The following is a 15933-nucleotide window of genomic DNA, read 5'->3' as shown; positions in this document are numbered from 1 at the left end:
GACTGCCCCTCGGGGGCGTGCGTGGGTGGGGCAGACCGCCGGGCACGGCCTGTCCCACCCACCGTAGTGCGGCTATCCGGCGGCCCGGGTGAAGACGGCGACCGTACGCCCCGGAACGGCGAACGTGCCCGATTCCGCCGCGTAGGAGGACGACTTGACGATAGAGTCCGCCCCCGCCGCCTGCACCGGGTGCAACCGGTAGCCGGTCCCGGCGAGTGCGGGGACGCGCTGTTCCCGCCGCTCGGGCGTGGCGTTGAAGACGACGACGAGGTCACCGAGCCGCATGGTGATCACGCCGGGTGTCTCGTCCTTGCCGGACAGCGGGAAGGAGAGCCGGGACTGCACCTGCTCGGCGGTGCCGAGGGAGAAGGCCTGCTCGGTGGTACGGATCCGCAGCAGGTCCCGGTACGCCGCCGAGGCGCCCTCGATCTGCTCGCAGCCCACCCTGACCTTGCTCAACAGGGGTTTGGCGTACGGCCACTTGCCGGCGTTGTCGGCCGCCATGGGCAGTCCGCGGCCGAAGCCGTTGCCGTCGGCGCAGTTCCAGTGGACGGCGTTGAACCAGTCGCCGCTGTCGTAGGAGTTGCGGTCCAGGGACTTGGAACGGAGCAGGTCGGTGCCCGCCTGGGAGAGGGCCGGGCCCTGGGACAGGGTGGCCGTCGCCATGGCCAGGACCTGCATACGGGCCCGGTCGGACGCACTGGTCGTGGCGGGCAGCTTGAAGGCGAGCGCGTCGAACAGGGACTCGTTGTCGTGCGCGTCGGCGTAGGCCAGGGCGTCGCCGGGGGCGTCCGCGTATCCGGCGGGTGAGCCGTTGTAGTCGACCTCGGAGCCCTTGACCTCCTTGCCGCCGGTGCCGGTGAACCGGTAGCCGGCGAGGTTGCCGGAGAGCCCGACCTTGATCAGGTCCTGGTAGTGCAGCAGGCGGGCCTTCTGCTCGGCCGGAGTGCCGTTGTGCTCCGAGGAGTTGGGTTCGGTGTAGAGGCCGGACGCGAAGCCCTGCACGCCGGGGTCCTCGTCGAAGGGGCCGCCGCCGCGCACGGCGTCACGGGCCCGGTCGGAGAAGGTGGCGATGCCGGTGCCGGCCATGTGCTTCTGCGTGGCTTGGACGAACCGGGCGTCGTCGGCGACCTCCCCGAAGTTCCAGCCCTCCCCGTACAGGATGATCTTCTTGCCGTCGACGCCGTCCTTCTGAGGGGTGAGCGCGTCGAGGGCCTTGCGGACCGCGAGGATGTTGGCCTTCGGGTGGTGGCCCATGAGGTCGAAGCGGAAGCCGTCGACCTTGTACTCCCTGGCCCAGGTGACGATCGAGTCGACGACCAGCTTGCCCATCATGGCGTTCTCGGTGGCGGTGTTGGCACAGCAGGTGCTGTTCGCCACCGAGCCGTCGGCGAGGAGCCGCTGGTAGTAGCCGGGCACGATCCGGTCGAGGACGCTCGTCCTCTCCTGGCCGGCGGCCGCGGTGTGGTTGTAGACGACGTCCATGACGACCCGCAGGCCGTCGTCGTTGAGGGCCTTGACCATCTCGCGGAACTCGACCGTACGGGCCGTGCCGTCCGGGTCGGTGGCGTAGGAGCCCTCGGGGACCGTGTAGTGGTACGGGTCGTAGCCCCAGTTGTAGGCGTCCTTGGCGGCGATCTTCCCGACGCACTCCTGCTGCTTGTCGGAGTCGGCCGGGTAGGAGGCCAGGTCACAGTCGACGCTCGCCTGGTCGGCCTTGCGCTCCGGGATGGTGGCGATGTCGAAGGCGGGCAGGAGATGGACGTACGAGGTGCCGGCCTTCGCCAGCTCGCGCAGGTGCTTCGAGCCGTCGCTCGCCTTGCCGGTGAAGGCCAGGTAGGTGCCCGGGTGCTTGGCCGTCCTGTCCTCGACGGAGAAGTCCCGGATGTGCAGCTCCTGGATCTGGGCGTCCTTCAGCGGTACGGCCTTGGGCTTGGTGTACGTCGACCAGCCGTCGGGCTCGAGGGCCTTGTCGTCCAGGTCGACGACGAGACTGCGCTCGGAGTCCGCGGTGAGGGCGACCGCGTAGGGGTCGGTGACCTTGTTGGTGACGACCTTGCGGACGCTGGGCGCCCAGACCTTCACGACGTACCGGTAGGGCTTGCCCTTCCAGGACTTGGGGCCGGTGGCGGACCAGACGCCGGTGGTGTCGTCGCGCTTCATCGGCACGGTGGCGTCGCCGATCTCCAGTGACACGGACTGCGCGGTCGGTGCCCAGACGGACAGGGTGGGGCGGCCCTTGGAGAACGTCGGCCCCAGGTCGGCCTTCGTCGCGTCGTACAGGTCGTCGAGCACACCGGCGATCTGAACACCGGTCGCCGCGAGCACGGCCCCTCCCCCAGAGCCGAATGCCTGGGAGGTGCCCCCAGCGGCCCGCTGCGTGGCCACGAGCTGGCCGCGCAGGGCCTCGCGGACCCGGTCGCGGTCGCGTGGGTCGACGGACCAGGCTGCGTAGTCCTTCAGGTGCGGGAACTTCGCCTTCTGGGCATCGGTGAGGGTGGTCGCGGAAAGACGGAGCCACCTCTCGTCGTCGCTGGTCAGCGCGCCGTCCTGCACCGCGATCGAGCCGTCCCGGCTGTACAGCAGCTGGGTGGAGGCGGCGGCCTCGGAGCCGTTCCAGGCGAGGGTGTTCCGGTCGATCCAGACCGCCTTGGAGGTGGTCAGATCGAGGGCGGCGGTACTGCCCGCGGGCTGCGGGAGCAGGTACTTCTCCTGGCCGCTCACCAGCCACACCTCGTGGCCGTTCGCCCTGAGGTCGAGCGACTGGTCGGTGGGCAGGTCCTTCTCGTCGCCCTTGTGGATGATGTAGCTGAGACTGGTGGCCCCGTCGCTGAGCGGTACCTCGAAGACTGCGCCATAGGAATCAGTCTTGACCGGCTTCAGGGGGTTCGACCAGTCGGTGGGGTGCGCGGCGCCGGTCCAGACGTGGAGGCCCCAGCCGTCGTAGTTCCCGTCGGCGCGGTGGTAGTGCAGGACGGCCTTGGTCCGATCGGGCGCCGGGTGGTCCGGGCGCTCGGTGGTGACGGTCTCCTTGCCCTGCTCGATCCAGACCTCGCCGGTCTTGGTGACGTCGATCGTGCGGTCGGCGGCGACGTCCTTGTCGCCGTCCTTGTCGATGACGAGGAAGCCGACGGTCGAGGCGCCGGGCTTGAGCTTGACCCAGGCGAAGGCACCGTAGGCGTCACGACCGGTGAAGGGGTGACTGCCCGGCCACTCGGTGGCCTCGCCGTCGGCGATGTCGCCCCAGGCGTACAGGCCCCAGTCCGCGTAGTTCCCGTCGGCGCGCTTGTAGTGGACGATCGCGTAGTCGCGGGAGGAGGCACTGGGCGGCTCCTCGGCGGGCGGGGTGCCGGTGGTGGAGGCGGCCAGGGCACTCGCGGTGCGGCCGGCAGAGTCGACCACGACGGCCTTGTAGCGCAGGGCCGTGCCGGGCGGTACGTCCTTGCCGACGGTGTGGGTGACCTTGTACGGGGCGTGGTCGGCGGATCCGAGGACCTGCCACTTCCCGTTGCCGGTCTGGGCGGCGAAGACGACCCGGTTGAGCTGTCCGCCGTCGGCGTCCGCGGTGACCTCGACGGTGCCGGTGGCGCCGGCCGCCGGGGCCTTCAGGGTGAGCGTCGGCGCGGTGGCGGGCTTCGCGAGCTCGCCGGCCGCCTTGAGGACGATCGCCGAGCCGGGCGGGACGGTGACGGTGAGCTTCTTGTCGGCGTCGCTCTTCGGGGAGGCGTCGGTGCCGTGGATACCCCGGAACGTCATGCCGGCCGAGCCGGTCGCGAAGGTCGCGGTCTTCTCGTCGGCGGCGTTGTTGAAGGCGACGACGTACTCGATGCCGGTCTTCGCGTCGGTGCGGGAGAAGGCGTAGACGCCCGGGCCGTCGGCCGCGTACCGCTGCTGCTGGACACCGTCGGTGAGGGCCGGGTTGGCCTTGCGGAGCTTGGCGAGAGCACTGATCTGGCGGTAGAGCGGCGCTCTCGTGTCGTAGGCGTCCTCGGCATGGGTGCGGTCGGTGCCGATCCGGTCGTCGTCGAGGTAGTCGGCGGTGCGGGAGGCGAACATGCTCTGCCGGGCGTCCTTGTCGCCGCCCGCGCCGGCGAAGCCCTGCTCGTCGCCGTAGTAGACGACGGGGTTGCCGCGACTGAGGAACATCAGCTCGTTGGCGAGCTTGTCCTTCTTCAGCAGCTCCGCGTCGGAGGCCTTCGGGTCGTCCTGCTTCAGGAAGGACCCGATCCTGCCCATGTCGTGGTTGCCGAGGAAGGTGACCTGCTCGTACGCGTTGGCCTTGCCGGTCGTGTACTTGTAGTCGTCGCCGAAGACACTCGCGAGCTTCTGCGCGCTGCCGCCCTGCGAGGCGTACTGGCGGGCCGCCTCCTGGAAGGGGAAGTCGAGCGTGGCGTCGAGCCGACCCCGGGTGACGTACGGGGAGGTGACGTCCGTGTCGGCCGAGTAGACCTCGCCGAACATGAAGAAGTCGTCACGGCCCTGCTTGGCGGCGTACGCGTCCAGGGCGGTGGCCCACTGCGTCCAGAACTCCATGTTGACGTGCTTCACGGTGTCGATCCGGAAGCCGTCGATGTCGAAGTCCCGCACCCAGCGCTGGTAGATCTTCTCCATGCCCCTGACGACCTCGGGCCGCTCGGTCCACAGGTCGTCGAGGCCGGAGAAGTCGCCGTGCGCGGAGCTCTCACCGGCGAAGGTGGAGTCGCCGCGGTTGTGGTACATCGTCGGGTCGTTGAGCCAGGACGGGACCTTGTTCTTCCGGGTCACTTGGGGCGTGCGCGGGAAGGAGTCGCGGTCGACCTCCGGGAAGTCCCGCTTGCCGTCCGCGTAGTCGGCGTCGTCGAACGGCCTCCCGTCCTTCGTCAGGTAGGGGAAGGCCCCCTTGGAGAGGTAGTCGTACGACTTCTCCTCATAGTCGACGACATCCGCCGTGTGGTTGGTGATGACGTCGAAGAAGACCTTCATGCCCCTGGCGTGCGCCTTGCCGATGAGGGTTTCGAGGTCCTCGTTGGTGCCGAAGTGCGGGTCGACCTGGGTGAAGTCCGTGATCCAGTAGCCGTGGTAGCCGGCAGAGGCGTTGCTCCCCGTGCCCTGCACGGGCTGGTTCTTGAAGATCGGGGCCATCCAGAGGGCGGTGGTGCCCAGGCCCTTGATGTAGTCGAGCTTCTTGGTCAGGCCCTTGAGGTCGCCGCCCTGGTAGAAGCCCTTGTCGGTGGGGTCGTAGCCGGTGGTGAGGCGGGAGCCGGTCAGGCCGCCCTTGTCGTTCCCGCGGTCGCCGTTGGCGAAGCGGTCCGGCAGAACGAAGTAGAACTGCTCACGGGTGGCGTCGTGGCGGGCGGGCTCGGCGGCGAGCTTCGCGTCGGACGGGGGCGCCGGCGGGGTGGCCGCCCCGGCGGCGAGCGGCTGGACGAGTGCTGCGGCCAGCGCGGTGGCGGTGACTGCGGCGACCCGTCCGGCACGGGGGGTTCGGCGCCTGGACGGCACCGGCCATCTCGGTATCACTGACGTGGACTCCTTGCGAATGCGGCTCTCTCGGGTCCGACCCCGCGCGACCGTATCGCCGCCGAAACGCTTACAGCAAGAGTCCTGAAACTGTTGGTAAGAACTTTCAGCGAAACCTTCAGCAGGTCGAGTTGGTCCGCGTCAGCAGACCCAGCCGCCACAGGAGGGTGCTGCAGGGGCCGCTCGCCGCGGGGTCCATGCCCTGGTCAGGTACTGGAGCCGGCAGGATTGATGGCGCAGGCCCAGTCAGCGGTCGTACGCCAGTCGACTCGGGTCAGCCTTGGTCTTGGGACAGGCAGTGACGCAGACCAGGTCGTAGGCAGGGGAGAGCCGTACTGCTTGCCATCCGGGTAGCGGAGAGTCCAGTTCTCCCTCGCAAGCGACTACCTGTCGCCCCTTGTGGATCTCGGACGCTGCTCCCCGGGCACGGCCCGCGAGTTGGCCGCGGCTCCGCGGGAGAACGAGCTGCTCGCCAGGGTCCGCGAGGCGAACCGGCAGAGCGTCAGCCGTCTTCGACAGCCCGCCCGGCACGCGTGCGTACGCGCGCCGGGCAGCCTGCCGAGGCGGCTCAGCAGCTGGACTTACCGGCGTGGATCGCCAGGGCGGTGTTGGAGCCCAGGGTGGCCGTGAACTGCCCACTGGGGTTCACCGTCACCGTCGTGTTGTTCTGCACGTTGCAGTAGGTCCCGGCCGGCAGCGAGGTCTGGTAGGTCCGGGTCAGGGAGCCGGACTCGTGGTTGATGGCCACGAAGCCCTTGCCGCCCCGGCCGAAGGCGATGGCGTCGCCGCCGTTGTCCCACCAGTTGGTGACCGGCTCGCCGCGTGTGGCGTTGCGGAAGCCGACCATGGACTTGATCTCCGGCCAGTTGTGCTGGCACTTCCAGCCGTCCTGCCAGCAGGCGTTGACCGTGCCGCCGCCCGGCGGGCCGGCGTCGTGGTCGGTGAACTCGTAGCCGGAGTTGATGTCGGGCGCGCCGTAGGGCCAGGCGAGCATGAAGACGTTGGCCAGGGTGTAGGTGGCGCCGTCCTTGTAGCTGAGGGTCGAGCCGTTGCGCTCGGTGTCGTGGTTGTCGACGAAGACGCCGGAGACGCCGCTGTTCATATAGCCCCAGCCCTCGCCGTAGTTCTTCAGGTAGGCGAGGATCTCGTTGTTGAAGACCCGCTTGAGGTCGTAGGCGTAGCGGAACTCCTGGACGTCGCCGTTGCCCGTGTACTCGGTGGGCTGGACGGCTTCGCCGGCGCCGTGGATGACCTCTTGCTTCCAGTACGCCGACGGATTGCTCAGCCGCGACTTGATGTTCGCCAGGTCGGCCGCGTCCATGTGCTTGGCCGCGTCGATGCGGAAGCCGTCGACGCCGAGGGAGAGCAGGTCGTTCAGGTACCCGGCGATGGCCCCGCGGACGTAGTTCTCGCCGGTGTCGAGGTCGGCGAGGCCCACCAGTTCGCAGTGCTGGACGTTCCAGCGGTCCTGGTAGTTGCCGATCCGGGAGGTGCAGTCGTCGAAGTCGTACCAGGAGTACAGGCCGGGGTAGTCGTACTTCGTGTAGGAGGAGCCGCCGGTGCCGGTGCCGTCGCCCGCCGACATGTGGTTGATCACCGTGTCGACGACGACCTTCACACCGGCCGCGTGGCAGGTGTTCACCATGTTCCGGAAGGCCGCGCGGTCACCGAGCCGGCCGGCGATCTTGTAGCTGACCGGCTGGTACGAGGTCCACCACTGCGGGCCCTGTATGTGCTCGGCGGGCGGGGAGACCTGGACGTAGCCGTATCCGGCGGGACCGAGGGTGGTGCCGCACTCGCGGGCGACGGAGGCGTACTTCCACTCGAAGAGGACTGCGGTGACGTCCTTGGTGCCAGGTGGGGAGGCCTGTGCATTCGTCGGGTGCATGACAACCACAGCCGCGGCGAGCGCGACGGCGGCGGAGAGGTGTCTGCGTGCCATGTGGGGTTTCCTTCTTCTTTGAAGGTTCTTGCTGCAAGGTTCAGAAACCTTGCGGTGACGCAGATGGTAAAGGCCCGCCGCCCCGAAGGGCAGCGGGCCGTGCGAAATTCAACGGAAAATCAGGCAGGTCGTCAGGCGATGGTCCACCACACCGTGGTGTCGGCGGGCACCTTCGCCTCGTCGTCGACCTGGACGATCTCCGCGCTCGCGACCAGCACCCGGCCGTACGCCGGCATCGCCACCGACTCGCCGGTGGTGTTGGCGACGCACACGAACTCCCCGCGCCGGAAGGCGAGCACGCCCTCGGGCGCCCGCAGCCACTCCACGGAGGAGCCGGCGCCGAGGTCGGGCTGCGCGCGGCGCGCGGCGAGCGCGGCCCGGTACAGCTCCAGTGTCGAGCCGGGCTCGCCGGTCTGCGCCTCGACGCTCAGCTCGCCCCAGCCCTCCGGCTGCGGCAGCCAGCTCCCCCCGTCGCCGAAGCCGTACGACGACCCAGTCCTGGTCCACGGGATCGGCACCCGGCACCCGTCGCGGAAGCCGTCCTGGCCCGCGCCCCGGAAGTACGCCGGGTCCTGACGCACCTCGTCCGGCAGGTCGACGACGTCCGGAAGGCCCAGCTCCTCGCCCTGGTAGATGTAGGCCGAGCCGGGCAGCGCGAGCATCAGCAGGGTCGCGGCCCGGGCCCTGCGCAGGCCCAGTTCCCGGTCGCCGGCCAGGCGGATCTGGGTGCCGAGGCCGGGCGGGTTGGCGAAGCGGGTGGCGTGCCGGGTCACGTCGTGGTTGGACAGCACCCAGGTGGCGGGGGCGCCGACCGGGCGCATGGCCTCCAGGGTGCGGTCGATGACCTCGCGCATCTCCGCGGCGTCCCAGTGGGTGCTCAGGTACTGGAAGTTGAAGGCCTGGTGCAGCTCGTCCGGGCGGACGTAGTTGGCGGTGCGCTCGATGGTCGGCGTCCATGCCTCGGCGACGAAGATCCGCTCGCCCGCGTACTCGTCGAGGACGAGCCGCCACTGCCGGTAGATCTCGTGCACGCCCTCCTGGTCGAAGAACGGCATGACATCGTTGCCCAGCAGCTTCACCTGGTCGTGGGATCCAAGGTCGGGCAGCCCTTCCGCCTTCACCAGACCGTGGGCGACATCGATCCGGAAGCCGTCGACGCCCATGTCCAGCCAGAAGCGCAGGATGGAACGGAACTCGTCGCCGACCGCCGGGTGCTCCCAGTTGAAGTCGGGCTGCTCGGGGGCGAACAGGTGCAGGTACCACTCACCGTCCGGGACCTGCGTCCACGCCGGGCCGCCGAAGATCGACTCCCAGTCGTTGGGCGGCAGCTCGCCGTTCTTCCCCTTGCCGGGGCGGAAGTGGTAGCGCTCCCGCAGAGGGGAGCCCGGGCCCTCCGCGACGGCCCGCTTGAACCACTCGTGCTGGTCGGAGGAGTGGTTGGGCACCAGGTCGACGATGATCCTGAGGCCCAGCTCGTGGGCGTCGCGGATCAGCGCGTCGGCGTCCAGGAGGTTGCCGAACATCGGATCGACGGCCCGGTAGTCGGCGACGTCGTAGCCGGCGTCGGCCTGCGGCGAGGCGTAGAAGGGGCTGAGCCACACGGCGTCCACGCCGAGGTCGCGCAGGTACGGCAGACGGGTGCGGACACCTTCCAGGTCGCCCATGCCGTCGCCGTTGCTGTCGGCGAAGCTGCGCGGGTACACCTGGTAGATCACCGCGTCCCGCCACCAGTCGCGACGCTTGGCGACGGCCACGGCGGACGTGGGGGTGGGGGCAGGTGCAGCTGAGTGCTGGCTCATGTCGTCCTTGATGCGTAACAGGATGTCGGTCATGGAAGGCGTGGGTGGGGAGATGGGGCGGCCGCGGCACAGCGGGGTCGGATGGGCGCCACGGCCGCCCCAGCCGCGCCCCATAGGGGCGCGGGGCTGTATCAATGTGCGGCTCCGCCGCGTGGGCGCGACCAGCCACGACGGACCCGCAGCCGATCGCTCGACGAAGGTCACCCCTTCGTGCCGCCGGCGGTCAGCCCGGTCACCAGGTTCTTCTGCACGAGGTAGAAGAACACGGCAGCCGGTATGGCGATCAGCACAGCCGTCGCGGCCATCAGGTTCCGCTGCGCGTCATGCTCGCTCACGAACGTCTGCAGACCGACGGCGAACGTGTACTTGTCGTCGCTCAGCAGGAACGTGGAAGCGAACGCGACCTCACCGAAGGCCGTGAGGAAGCTGTAGAACGCAGCGACCGCGAGGCCCGGCTTGGCCAGCGGCAGGATCAGCCGCGCAAAGGTGCCGAAGGGGGTCAGCCCGTCGACGCGCCCGGCCTCGTCGATCTCGAACGGGATGGTGTCGAAATAGCCCTTCATCAGCCAAGCGCAGTACGGCACGATCGTGGTGCAGTTGACAAGGATGAGACCAAGGTAGCTGTCGATGAGCTGCAGATCCGAGAGGATCTGGTACATCGGCACGATCAGTACCGCGATCGGGAACATCTGGGTGACGAGCAGCACCCACATCAGCTTCCGGTAGCCGGGGAACCGCATGCGGGAGACCGCGTAGCCGGTGGACGCGGCGACGACGACGCCGATCAGCGTCGTGCCGAGCCCCACGATCAGCGTGCTCTTCAGCCAGTGGAAGAAATTGGTGTCCTGGAGGACGAACGCGTAGTTGTCGAGCGCCATCTTGCCCCAGATGCGCCCGGGGTGGAGGTAGTCGTCCTTGTCCGGTCCGAGGGACAGGAAGACCAGCCAGGCGATCGGGAAGAGCGCGGTCAGGCTCGCGCCGATCAGGATGGCGTGCGAGACGAGGGATGTCGTGCGGCTGTGCCCGCCGCGGCGGCGGACCGTGCGGGGTGCGCCGGCGGGTCGCCGCCCGGTGTCCGCGGCGGAGGTCTCGACGGTGGTCGTACTCATTTCGGACTCCTGCCTCAGATCGCGAGCTGCTGCTCGTTGCGGTTCAGCCAGCGGCGGTAGAAGGAGGTGAAGACGATCAGGATGGACAGGAGCAGGATCCCGTAGGCGGCGGACTGGGCGTAGTCGCGCGGCTGCTGTCCGAAGCCCAGCTGGTAGGCCCAGGTCACGAGGATCTGGGCGTCCGGGGCGGTGTTCCCGAACAGCAGGAAGATGATGGCGAACTGGTTGAACGTCCAGATCACGCCCAGGAGCACCACCGTGGTGCTGACGGACCTCAGGCCGGGCAGGGTGACGTACCGGAACCGCTGCCAGGCGTTGGCCCCGTCCATCTCGGACGCCTCGTACAGGCTCGCGTCGATCGACTGGAGCCCGCCGAGCAGCGAGACCATCATGAACGGCACACCGCACCAGGTGTTGACCATGATCGCGGCGAACCGCTGCCAGGAGGTGTCCTCCAGCCACAGCGGCGTCGGCAGGTGCAGGAAGTCCAGGCCGGAGTTGATGATGCCGCCGTCGGCGAGCATGAACCGCCAGCCGAAGACGGTGACGAAGGTCGGCACGGCCCAGGGCAGCACCAGGATCATCCGGTAGAGGGTGCGCCCGCGCAGCTTCTGGTTGAGCAGCAGGGCCAGACCGAGGCCGATGCCGTAGTGCAGGGTGACGCAGGCCGCGGTCCAGAAGACCGTCCACAGGACGTGCGACCAGAAGCGGTCGTACGCCGTCGGGCCCCACAGGATGTCGGCGTAGTTGTCCAGGCCGATGAACTTGTAGGTGGCGTCGATCTCGTTGACGCCGATGGTGCGGGCGGTGTTCAGGCTGGTGGCGTCGGTGAGCGTGAGGTACAGGCCGTACGCCAGCGGGTACAGCACGAGGACGCCGAGGACGATCGCCACCGGCGCGATCATCGCGTAGGCGTACCAGTGCTTGTGGAAGCCGTTCTTCAGCCGCCGGGCCGGCCCGGGTCGCGGTTCCCGCTCACCGCGCCGCTTGCCGGTCGCTCGGTCGATGACGACTGTCATGGTTCGGCACCTTCTGGAGGTTCAAGGAGTTCGGAGGGGAGCTGCCCGGGCCCGGGCGCAGGCGCGGCCGGTGGCCGCCGGATCCCCTCCCCCATGACCGGGGATCCGGCGGCCACGCGGCGGTCACTTGGAGAAGTCCGGCACCAGCTTGGCGATGGCGGTCTCGGCGTCGCCGAGGCCCTTGTCCAGGGACTCCTTGCCGCCCGCGATCTCGATCAGCTCGTCGTCGAGCGGACCCCACAGCGAGCTGTACTCGGGCAGTGCCGGGCGCGGCTGGGCGGAGGACAGCACGCCCTGGTAGCCGGCGATACCCGGGTCGGCCTTGACCTCGGCGGTGTAGGCGTCCTCGCGCGTGGGGAGCGTGGAGTTCTTCAGCGCGATGGTCTCCTGGGCCTTCGCCGAGGTCATGAACTTCACGAACTTCAGCGAGGCCTCCTGGTGGGCCTTGTCCGAGCCCGCGTACACGGAGAGGTTGTGGCCGCCGGTCGGGGCGCCCGCCTTGCCGGTGGAGCCGGCCGGGACGGTGGCGATGCCGAGGTTGTTCTTGTCCTTGAAGGCGGAGCCCTTGTAGAAGTTGGTGATCTCCCACGGGCCCTGGATGATCGAGGCGACCTTGCCGCTGACGAACGCCTCCTGGATGTGGGCGTAGGCGTCGGCGGTGGTGTCGGCCTTGTGCAGGCCCTTGCCGCTGAAGAGGCCCTGCCAGGTGCCGTAGGCCTTCTTGGCGGCGGGCGAGGTGACGGTGATCTTCTTGGCGTCGACGTCGACGGTGTCGGTGCCCTCGCCGTAGAGGAAGGACTGCGCGTAGTAGGCCTGGGTGGAGCCCCAGTAGCCGTCGACGCCGGTCTTGTCCTTGATGGTGGCGGCGGCCTTCTTCAGGTCGTCCCAGGTCTTGGGGGCCTCGACGCCGGCCTTCTTGAACAGTTCCTTGTTGTAGACGAGGGCGAGGGTGTCCGTGGTGAAGGGGACGCCGTAGGTCTTGCCGTCGTACTTGGCCTGCTCGATCAGGCTGGGCTGGAACTTGTCCTGCTCGGCGAGGGCCTCGGTGCCGTCCAGGGGCGCGAAGAAGCCCTTCTTGGCGAAGGCGGGGGTCCAGCCGACCTCGGAGCGCAGCACGTCGGGGGCGCCCTTGGAACCGGCGGCGGTGTCGAACTTGTTCTGCGCCTGGTCGAAGGGGACGTTGACGTAGTTGACCTTGATGTCCTTGTTGGCGGCCTCGAACTCCTTGACCAGGGCCTTGTACGTCGGCGCCTCGTTGGTGGCGTTGGAGGTGTCCCACCAGGTGATGGTGACCGGGCCGTCGGCCTCGTCGCCGCTGTCGCTCCCGCCGCACGCCGTCGCCGCCAGGGCGAGGGACGCCACCAGCGCGGTGGCCGCTATGCCACGCCGCATGAGTTCTCCTTGAGGGTGAAAGCCCGTTTCGTGCTGCCGACTGCGCCGTTGGCCGCCGGGCGTCGGTGAGATTAGCGGCGCTGGAAGGAGTTGCGAAAGACCTTGCAGCAAAAAGTTGCAAGGGGTGCGGATGGTTATCCCGCCGTGACCTCTCCCGGACCCTGGTGGAACCGGGATTTCCGCCTGTCCGGCGGGGAGTCGGACAGTTGTGCAAGACTCTGCAAGCACTTGCCATCCGTTGCCGCCGGGGGAATCATCCGTTGCGGATCGGCGCCGACCACGACTTCGAGGGACCGCGATGACCAAGCAACCCGCAGCGGGCCGTGCGCCGGCCCGCACCAGGCGTCCCGTCGGTGGGCAAGCGGAACCCCGGCCGCTACAGTCCAGTGCTGTGACCACACGGCTTGCCGACATCGCTGCGCAGGCGGGGGTGAGCGAAGCGACCGTCAGCCGCGTCCTCAACGGGAAGCCGGGCGTCGCCGCCACCACGCGCCAGTCCGTGCTGGCCGCCCTCGACGTGCTGGGCTACGAACGCCCGGTGCGTCTGCGACAGCGCAGCGAGGGCCTGGTGGGCCTGATCACCCCGGAGCTGGAGAACCCGATCTTCCCGGCCCTGGCCCAGGTCATCGGCCAGGCGCTGACCCGGCAGGGCTACACGCCCGTGCTGGCCACCCAGACCCCGGGCGGCTCGACCGAGGACGAGCTCACGGAGATGCTGGTCGACCGAGGGGTCGCCGGCATCATCTACGTCTCCGGGCTGCACGCGGACACCACCGCCGACATGCAGCGCTACGACCGGCTGCGCGCGCAGGGCGTGCCGTACGTGCTGGTCGACGGTTTCTCGCCGAAGGTGCAGGCGCCGTTCATCTCCCCCGACGACCGCGCGGCGATGAACCTGGCGGTGACGCACCTGGTGTCCCTGGGGCACACGCGGATCGGTCTGGCCCTGGGGCCCAAGCGGTTCGTGCCCGTGCAGCGCAAGATCGAGGGGTTCGTGCGCACCATGCAGGACCAGTTGGGCCTGGGCGCCGAGACCGTCGAGACGGAGCTGGTGCAGCACTCCCTCTACACCCTGGAGGGCGGGCAGGCCGCGGCCGCGGCGCTGATCGAGCGGAACTGCACGGCCGTGGTGTGCGCCAGCGACATGATGGCGCTGGGCGCGATCAGGGCGGCGCGCCAGCGCGGCCTGGAGGTTCCGACGGACATCTCCGTGGTCGGCTTCGACGACTCTCCGCTGATCGCCTTCACCGACCCGCCGCTGACCACGATCCGCAAGCCGGTCCCGGCGATGGGCCAGGCGGCGGTCCGCACGCTGCTGGAGGAGATCGGCGGGACGCCCGCACCCCACAGCGAGTTCGTGTTCATGCCGGAACTGGTGGTGCGCGGCTCGACGGCTTCGGCACCTGGGGACCGCGCTCGCTCCTGAGGTTCGCGGCTGGATCTCGCCGCTGAACATGCGGCCCGCACCAGGGCGGAGGATGATCGGGGGAACAGGGCTTTTCTGGCAGACTTTGTGCCTATGGGTGACACGACCGTGACGACGCTGGACGGCCGGAAAGCGGCCGTTCCGGACCCGGTCGCGGCCGATCCGGGACAGGGTCTCCTCCCCCGGCTGCGCACCCCCCGTCGGCCCCGGTTCTGGTTCGAGATCCTGCTGATCGCGGTGAGTTACTGGACGTACTCGCTCGTCCGCAACGCCGTGCCCGAGCAGAAGGCCGAGGCGCTGCGCAACGCCGACTGGATCTGGCAGGCCGAGCACGCTCTGGGCATCGCCGTCGAGGAGTCGGTGAACCAGGCCGTGAACTCGGTGACTTGGCTGATCATCGGCATGAACTACTACTACGCGACGCTGCACTTCGTGGTGACGCTGGGTGTGCTCGTGTGGATGTACCGTCGCCATCCGGGCCGGTACGCGGCGACCCGCCTGGTGCTGTTCGCGACGACCGCCGTCGCCCTGGTCGGTTACTACCTGTATCCGCTGGCGCCCCCACGGCTGATGAACGGCGGCGGCTTCATCGACACCGTCATGGTCCACCAGACCTGGGGATCGATGGCGTCCGGCGACCTGAAACACATGTCCAACCAGTACGCCGCGATGCCGTCGATGCACATCGGCTGGTCCGTGTGGTGCGGCCTGACCATCTTCGCCCTGGCAGCGATCCCCTGGGTGCGCGTGCTGGGCCTGCTGTACCCGGCGCTGACGCTGGTCGTCATCGTCGCCACGGCGAACCATTTCTGGCTGGATGCGGTCGGTGGCGTGCTCTGCCTGGCCTTCGGGTTCGCGGTGGCCGGGGTCTGGTACGGGAGGCAGCCGTACGCGCTGCCGCAGATGGCACCGGCCAGACTGTGACCCGGGCGGTACCGCCACTGCGACCGGGGCGGTACCGGCGACTGCGACCGGGGCGGCGACGCCCGTGCCTCACTTGCCCCGATACACCACGTGCCCCCCGGTGACCGTCAGTCGCACCGGTGCCTCGGCCACCTCGTCCGCCGGAGCGGTCACCGGGTCGAGCCCCAGCGCCGTCAGGTCGGCCCGGAAACCCGGAGCGATACGCCCTGCCGTCTCGGACTCCCCCGCCGCCGGCGCCGCATGGCTGGTGCAGCCCTCCAGCGCCTCCGGACCGGTCAGCCCGGCGCGTGCCGACGCCGCGCCCTTCGGCGCCCGGGCCGTGGCGAGCACGGCGCGGGCGTCGTAGTGCGCGATCGGCCAGTCCGAGCCGAGGGCCACCACCGCGCCCGCGTCCCGCAGGTCCCGCAGCCGCCAGGCACGGCCGGCCCGCCCGGCGCCCAGCCGCCGGGACCACTCGTCGGTGCCGTCGGCCCGGGTGTACGCGGTGTGCGGCGGCTGCATGGACGCCGCTGCTCCCAGCCGCGCGAACCGCGGCAGCAGCTCGTCCGGCACGGTCTCGATGTGCTCGATGCGGTGCGCCCCGCGCCCGCCCCGCCCGAGCCTCTCGGCCACGTCCAGGACGTGCCGTACCGCCGCGTCCCGATGGCGTGCGTGGCCGTGCGCACCCCGGCCGCGTGCAGGTGCCGTACGGCGGCGGCGTAGGCGTCCGGGTCGGGCCAGAACGCGTCCGTGCCCTGGCCGTGAGCAGCGGGTGTTAACAACGCTCGTGATCAATACAGCTAGGGAGCTGCGGGCCGGTAGGGACCGGGGCTGGGGAGCCGCG

8 protein-coding genes and 1 pseudogene are annotated in these 15933 nt (G+C 69.4%); 2 read left to right on the top strand and 7 right to left on the bottom strand.

Translation table 11 applies throughout. From position 1 onward, the window contains the following. Nucleotides 1-72: 72 nt before the first annotated feature. From pulA to CA983_RS08890, 6 genes are all read right to left on the bottom strand, one after another. A complete protein-coding gene (pulA, locus tag CA983_RS08915; RefSeq protein ID WP_086600332.1) occupies nt 73-5499 on the bottom strand; it encodes a pullulanase-type alpha-1,6-glucosidase in 5427 nt (1808 codons plus the stop codon). A gap of 568 nt (nt 5500-6067) precedes the next feature. Further along, nucleotides 6068-7441: an alpha-amylase gene (locus tag CA983_RS08910; protein ID WP_086600331.1), complete on the bottom strand. Its 1374-nt coding sequence runs from the start codon at nt 7439-7441 to the stop codon at nt 6068-6070. A 131-nt stretch (nt 7442-7572) separates the two neighbouring features. After that, nucleotides 7573-9273, bottom strand: a complete 1701-nt coding sequence (locus tag CA983_RS08905) for a glycoside hydrolase family 13 protein (protein WP_425276436.1) — start codon at nt 9271-9273, stop codon at nt 7573-7575. A 167-nt stretch (nt 9274-9440) separates the two neighbouring features. After that, on the bottom strand, nt 9441-10349 hold the full coding sequence (locus CA983_RS08900; protein ID WP_086600330.1) for a sugar ABC transporter permease: 909 nt from the start codon (nt 10347-10349) through the stop codon (nt 9441-9443). 14 nt (nt 10350-10363) lie between these two features. Continuing rightward, nucleotides 10364-11368: a carbohydrate ABC transporter permease gene (locus tag CA983_RS08895; RefSeq protein WP_086600329.1), complete on the bottom strand. Its 1005-nt coding sequence runs from the start codon at nt 11366-11368 to the stop codon at nt 10364-10366. 123 nt (nt 11369-11491) lie between these two features. After that, entirely contained in the window at nt 11492-12760 is a 1269-nt protein-coding gene (locus CA983_RS08890; protein WP_086600328.1) for an extracellular solute-binding protein, read from the bottom strand. A gap of 391 nt (nt 12761-13151) precedes the next feature. Here CA983_RS08890 and CA983_RS08885 point away from each other — a divergent pair, with 391 nt between their 5' ends. Then, nucleotides 13152-14186 (top strand): LacI family DNA-binding transcriptional regulator, encoded by a 1035-nt coding sequence (locus tag CA983_RS08885; protein WP_086600327.1) that lies wholly within the window; start codon nt 13152-13154, stop codon nt 14184-14186. 93 nt (nt 14187-14279) lie between these two features. Beyond that, nucleotides 14280-15110: a phosphatase PAP2 family protein gene (locus tag CA983_RS08880; protein WP_086600326.1), complete on the top strand. Its 831-nt coding sequence runs from the start codon at nt 14280-14282 to the stop codon at nt 15108-15110. A gap of 69 nt (nt 15111-15179) precedes the next feature. Here CA983_RS08880 and CA983_RS08875 read toward each other — a convergent pair. After that, nucleotides 15180-15853, bottom strand: a pseudogene (locus tag CA983_RS08875) (amidohydrolase family protein); the annotation flags it as partial. Between the last annotated feature and the right edge of the window lie 80 nt (nt 15854-15933).

Origin of the sequence: Streptomyces swartbergensis (genome assembly GCF_002148965.1) — a bacterium.
Taxonomy (GTDB): Bacteria; Actinomycetota; Actinomycetes; order Streptomycetales; family Streptomycetaceae; genus Streptomyces; species Streptomyces swartbergensis.
Note: the sequence above shows the minus strand (reverse complement) of the source record. Positions and strands in the feature narration are given on the sequence as shown.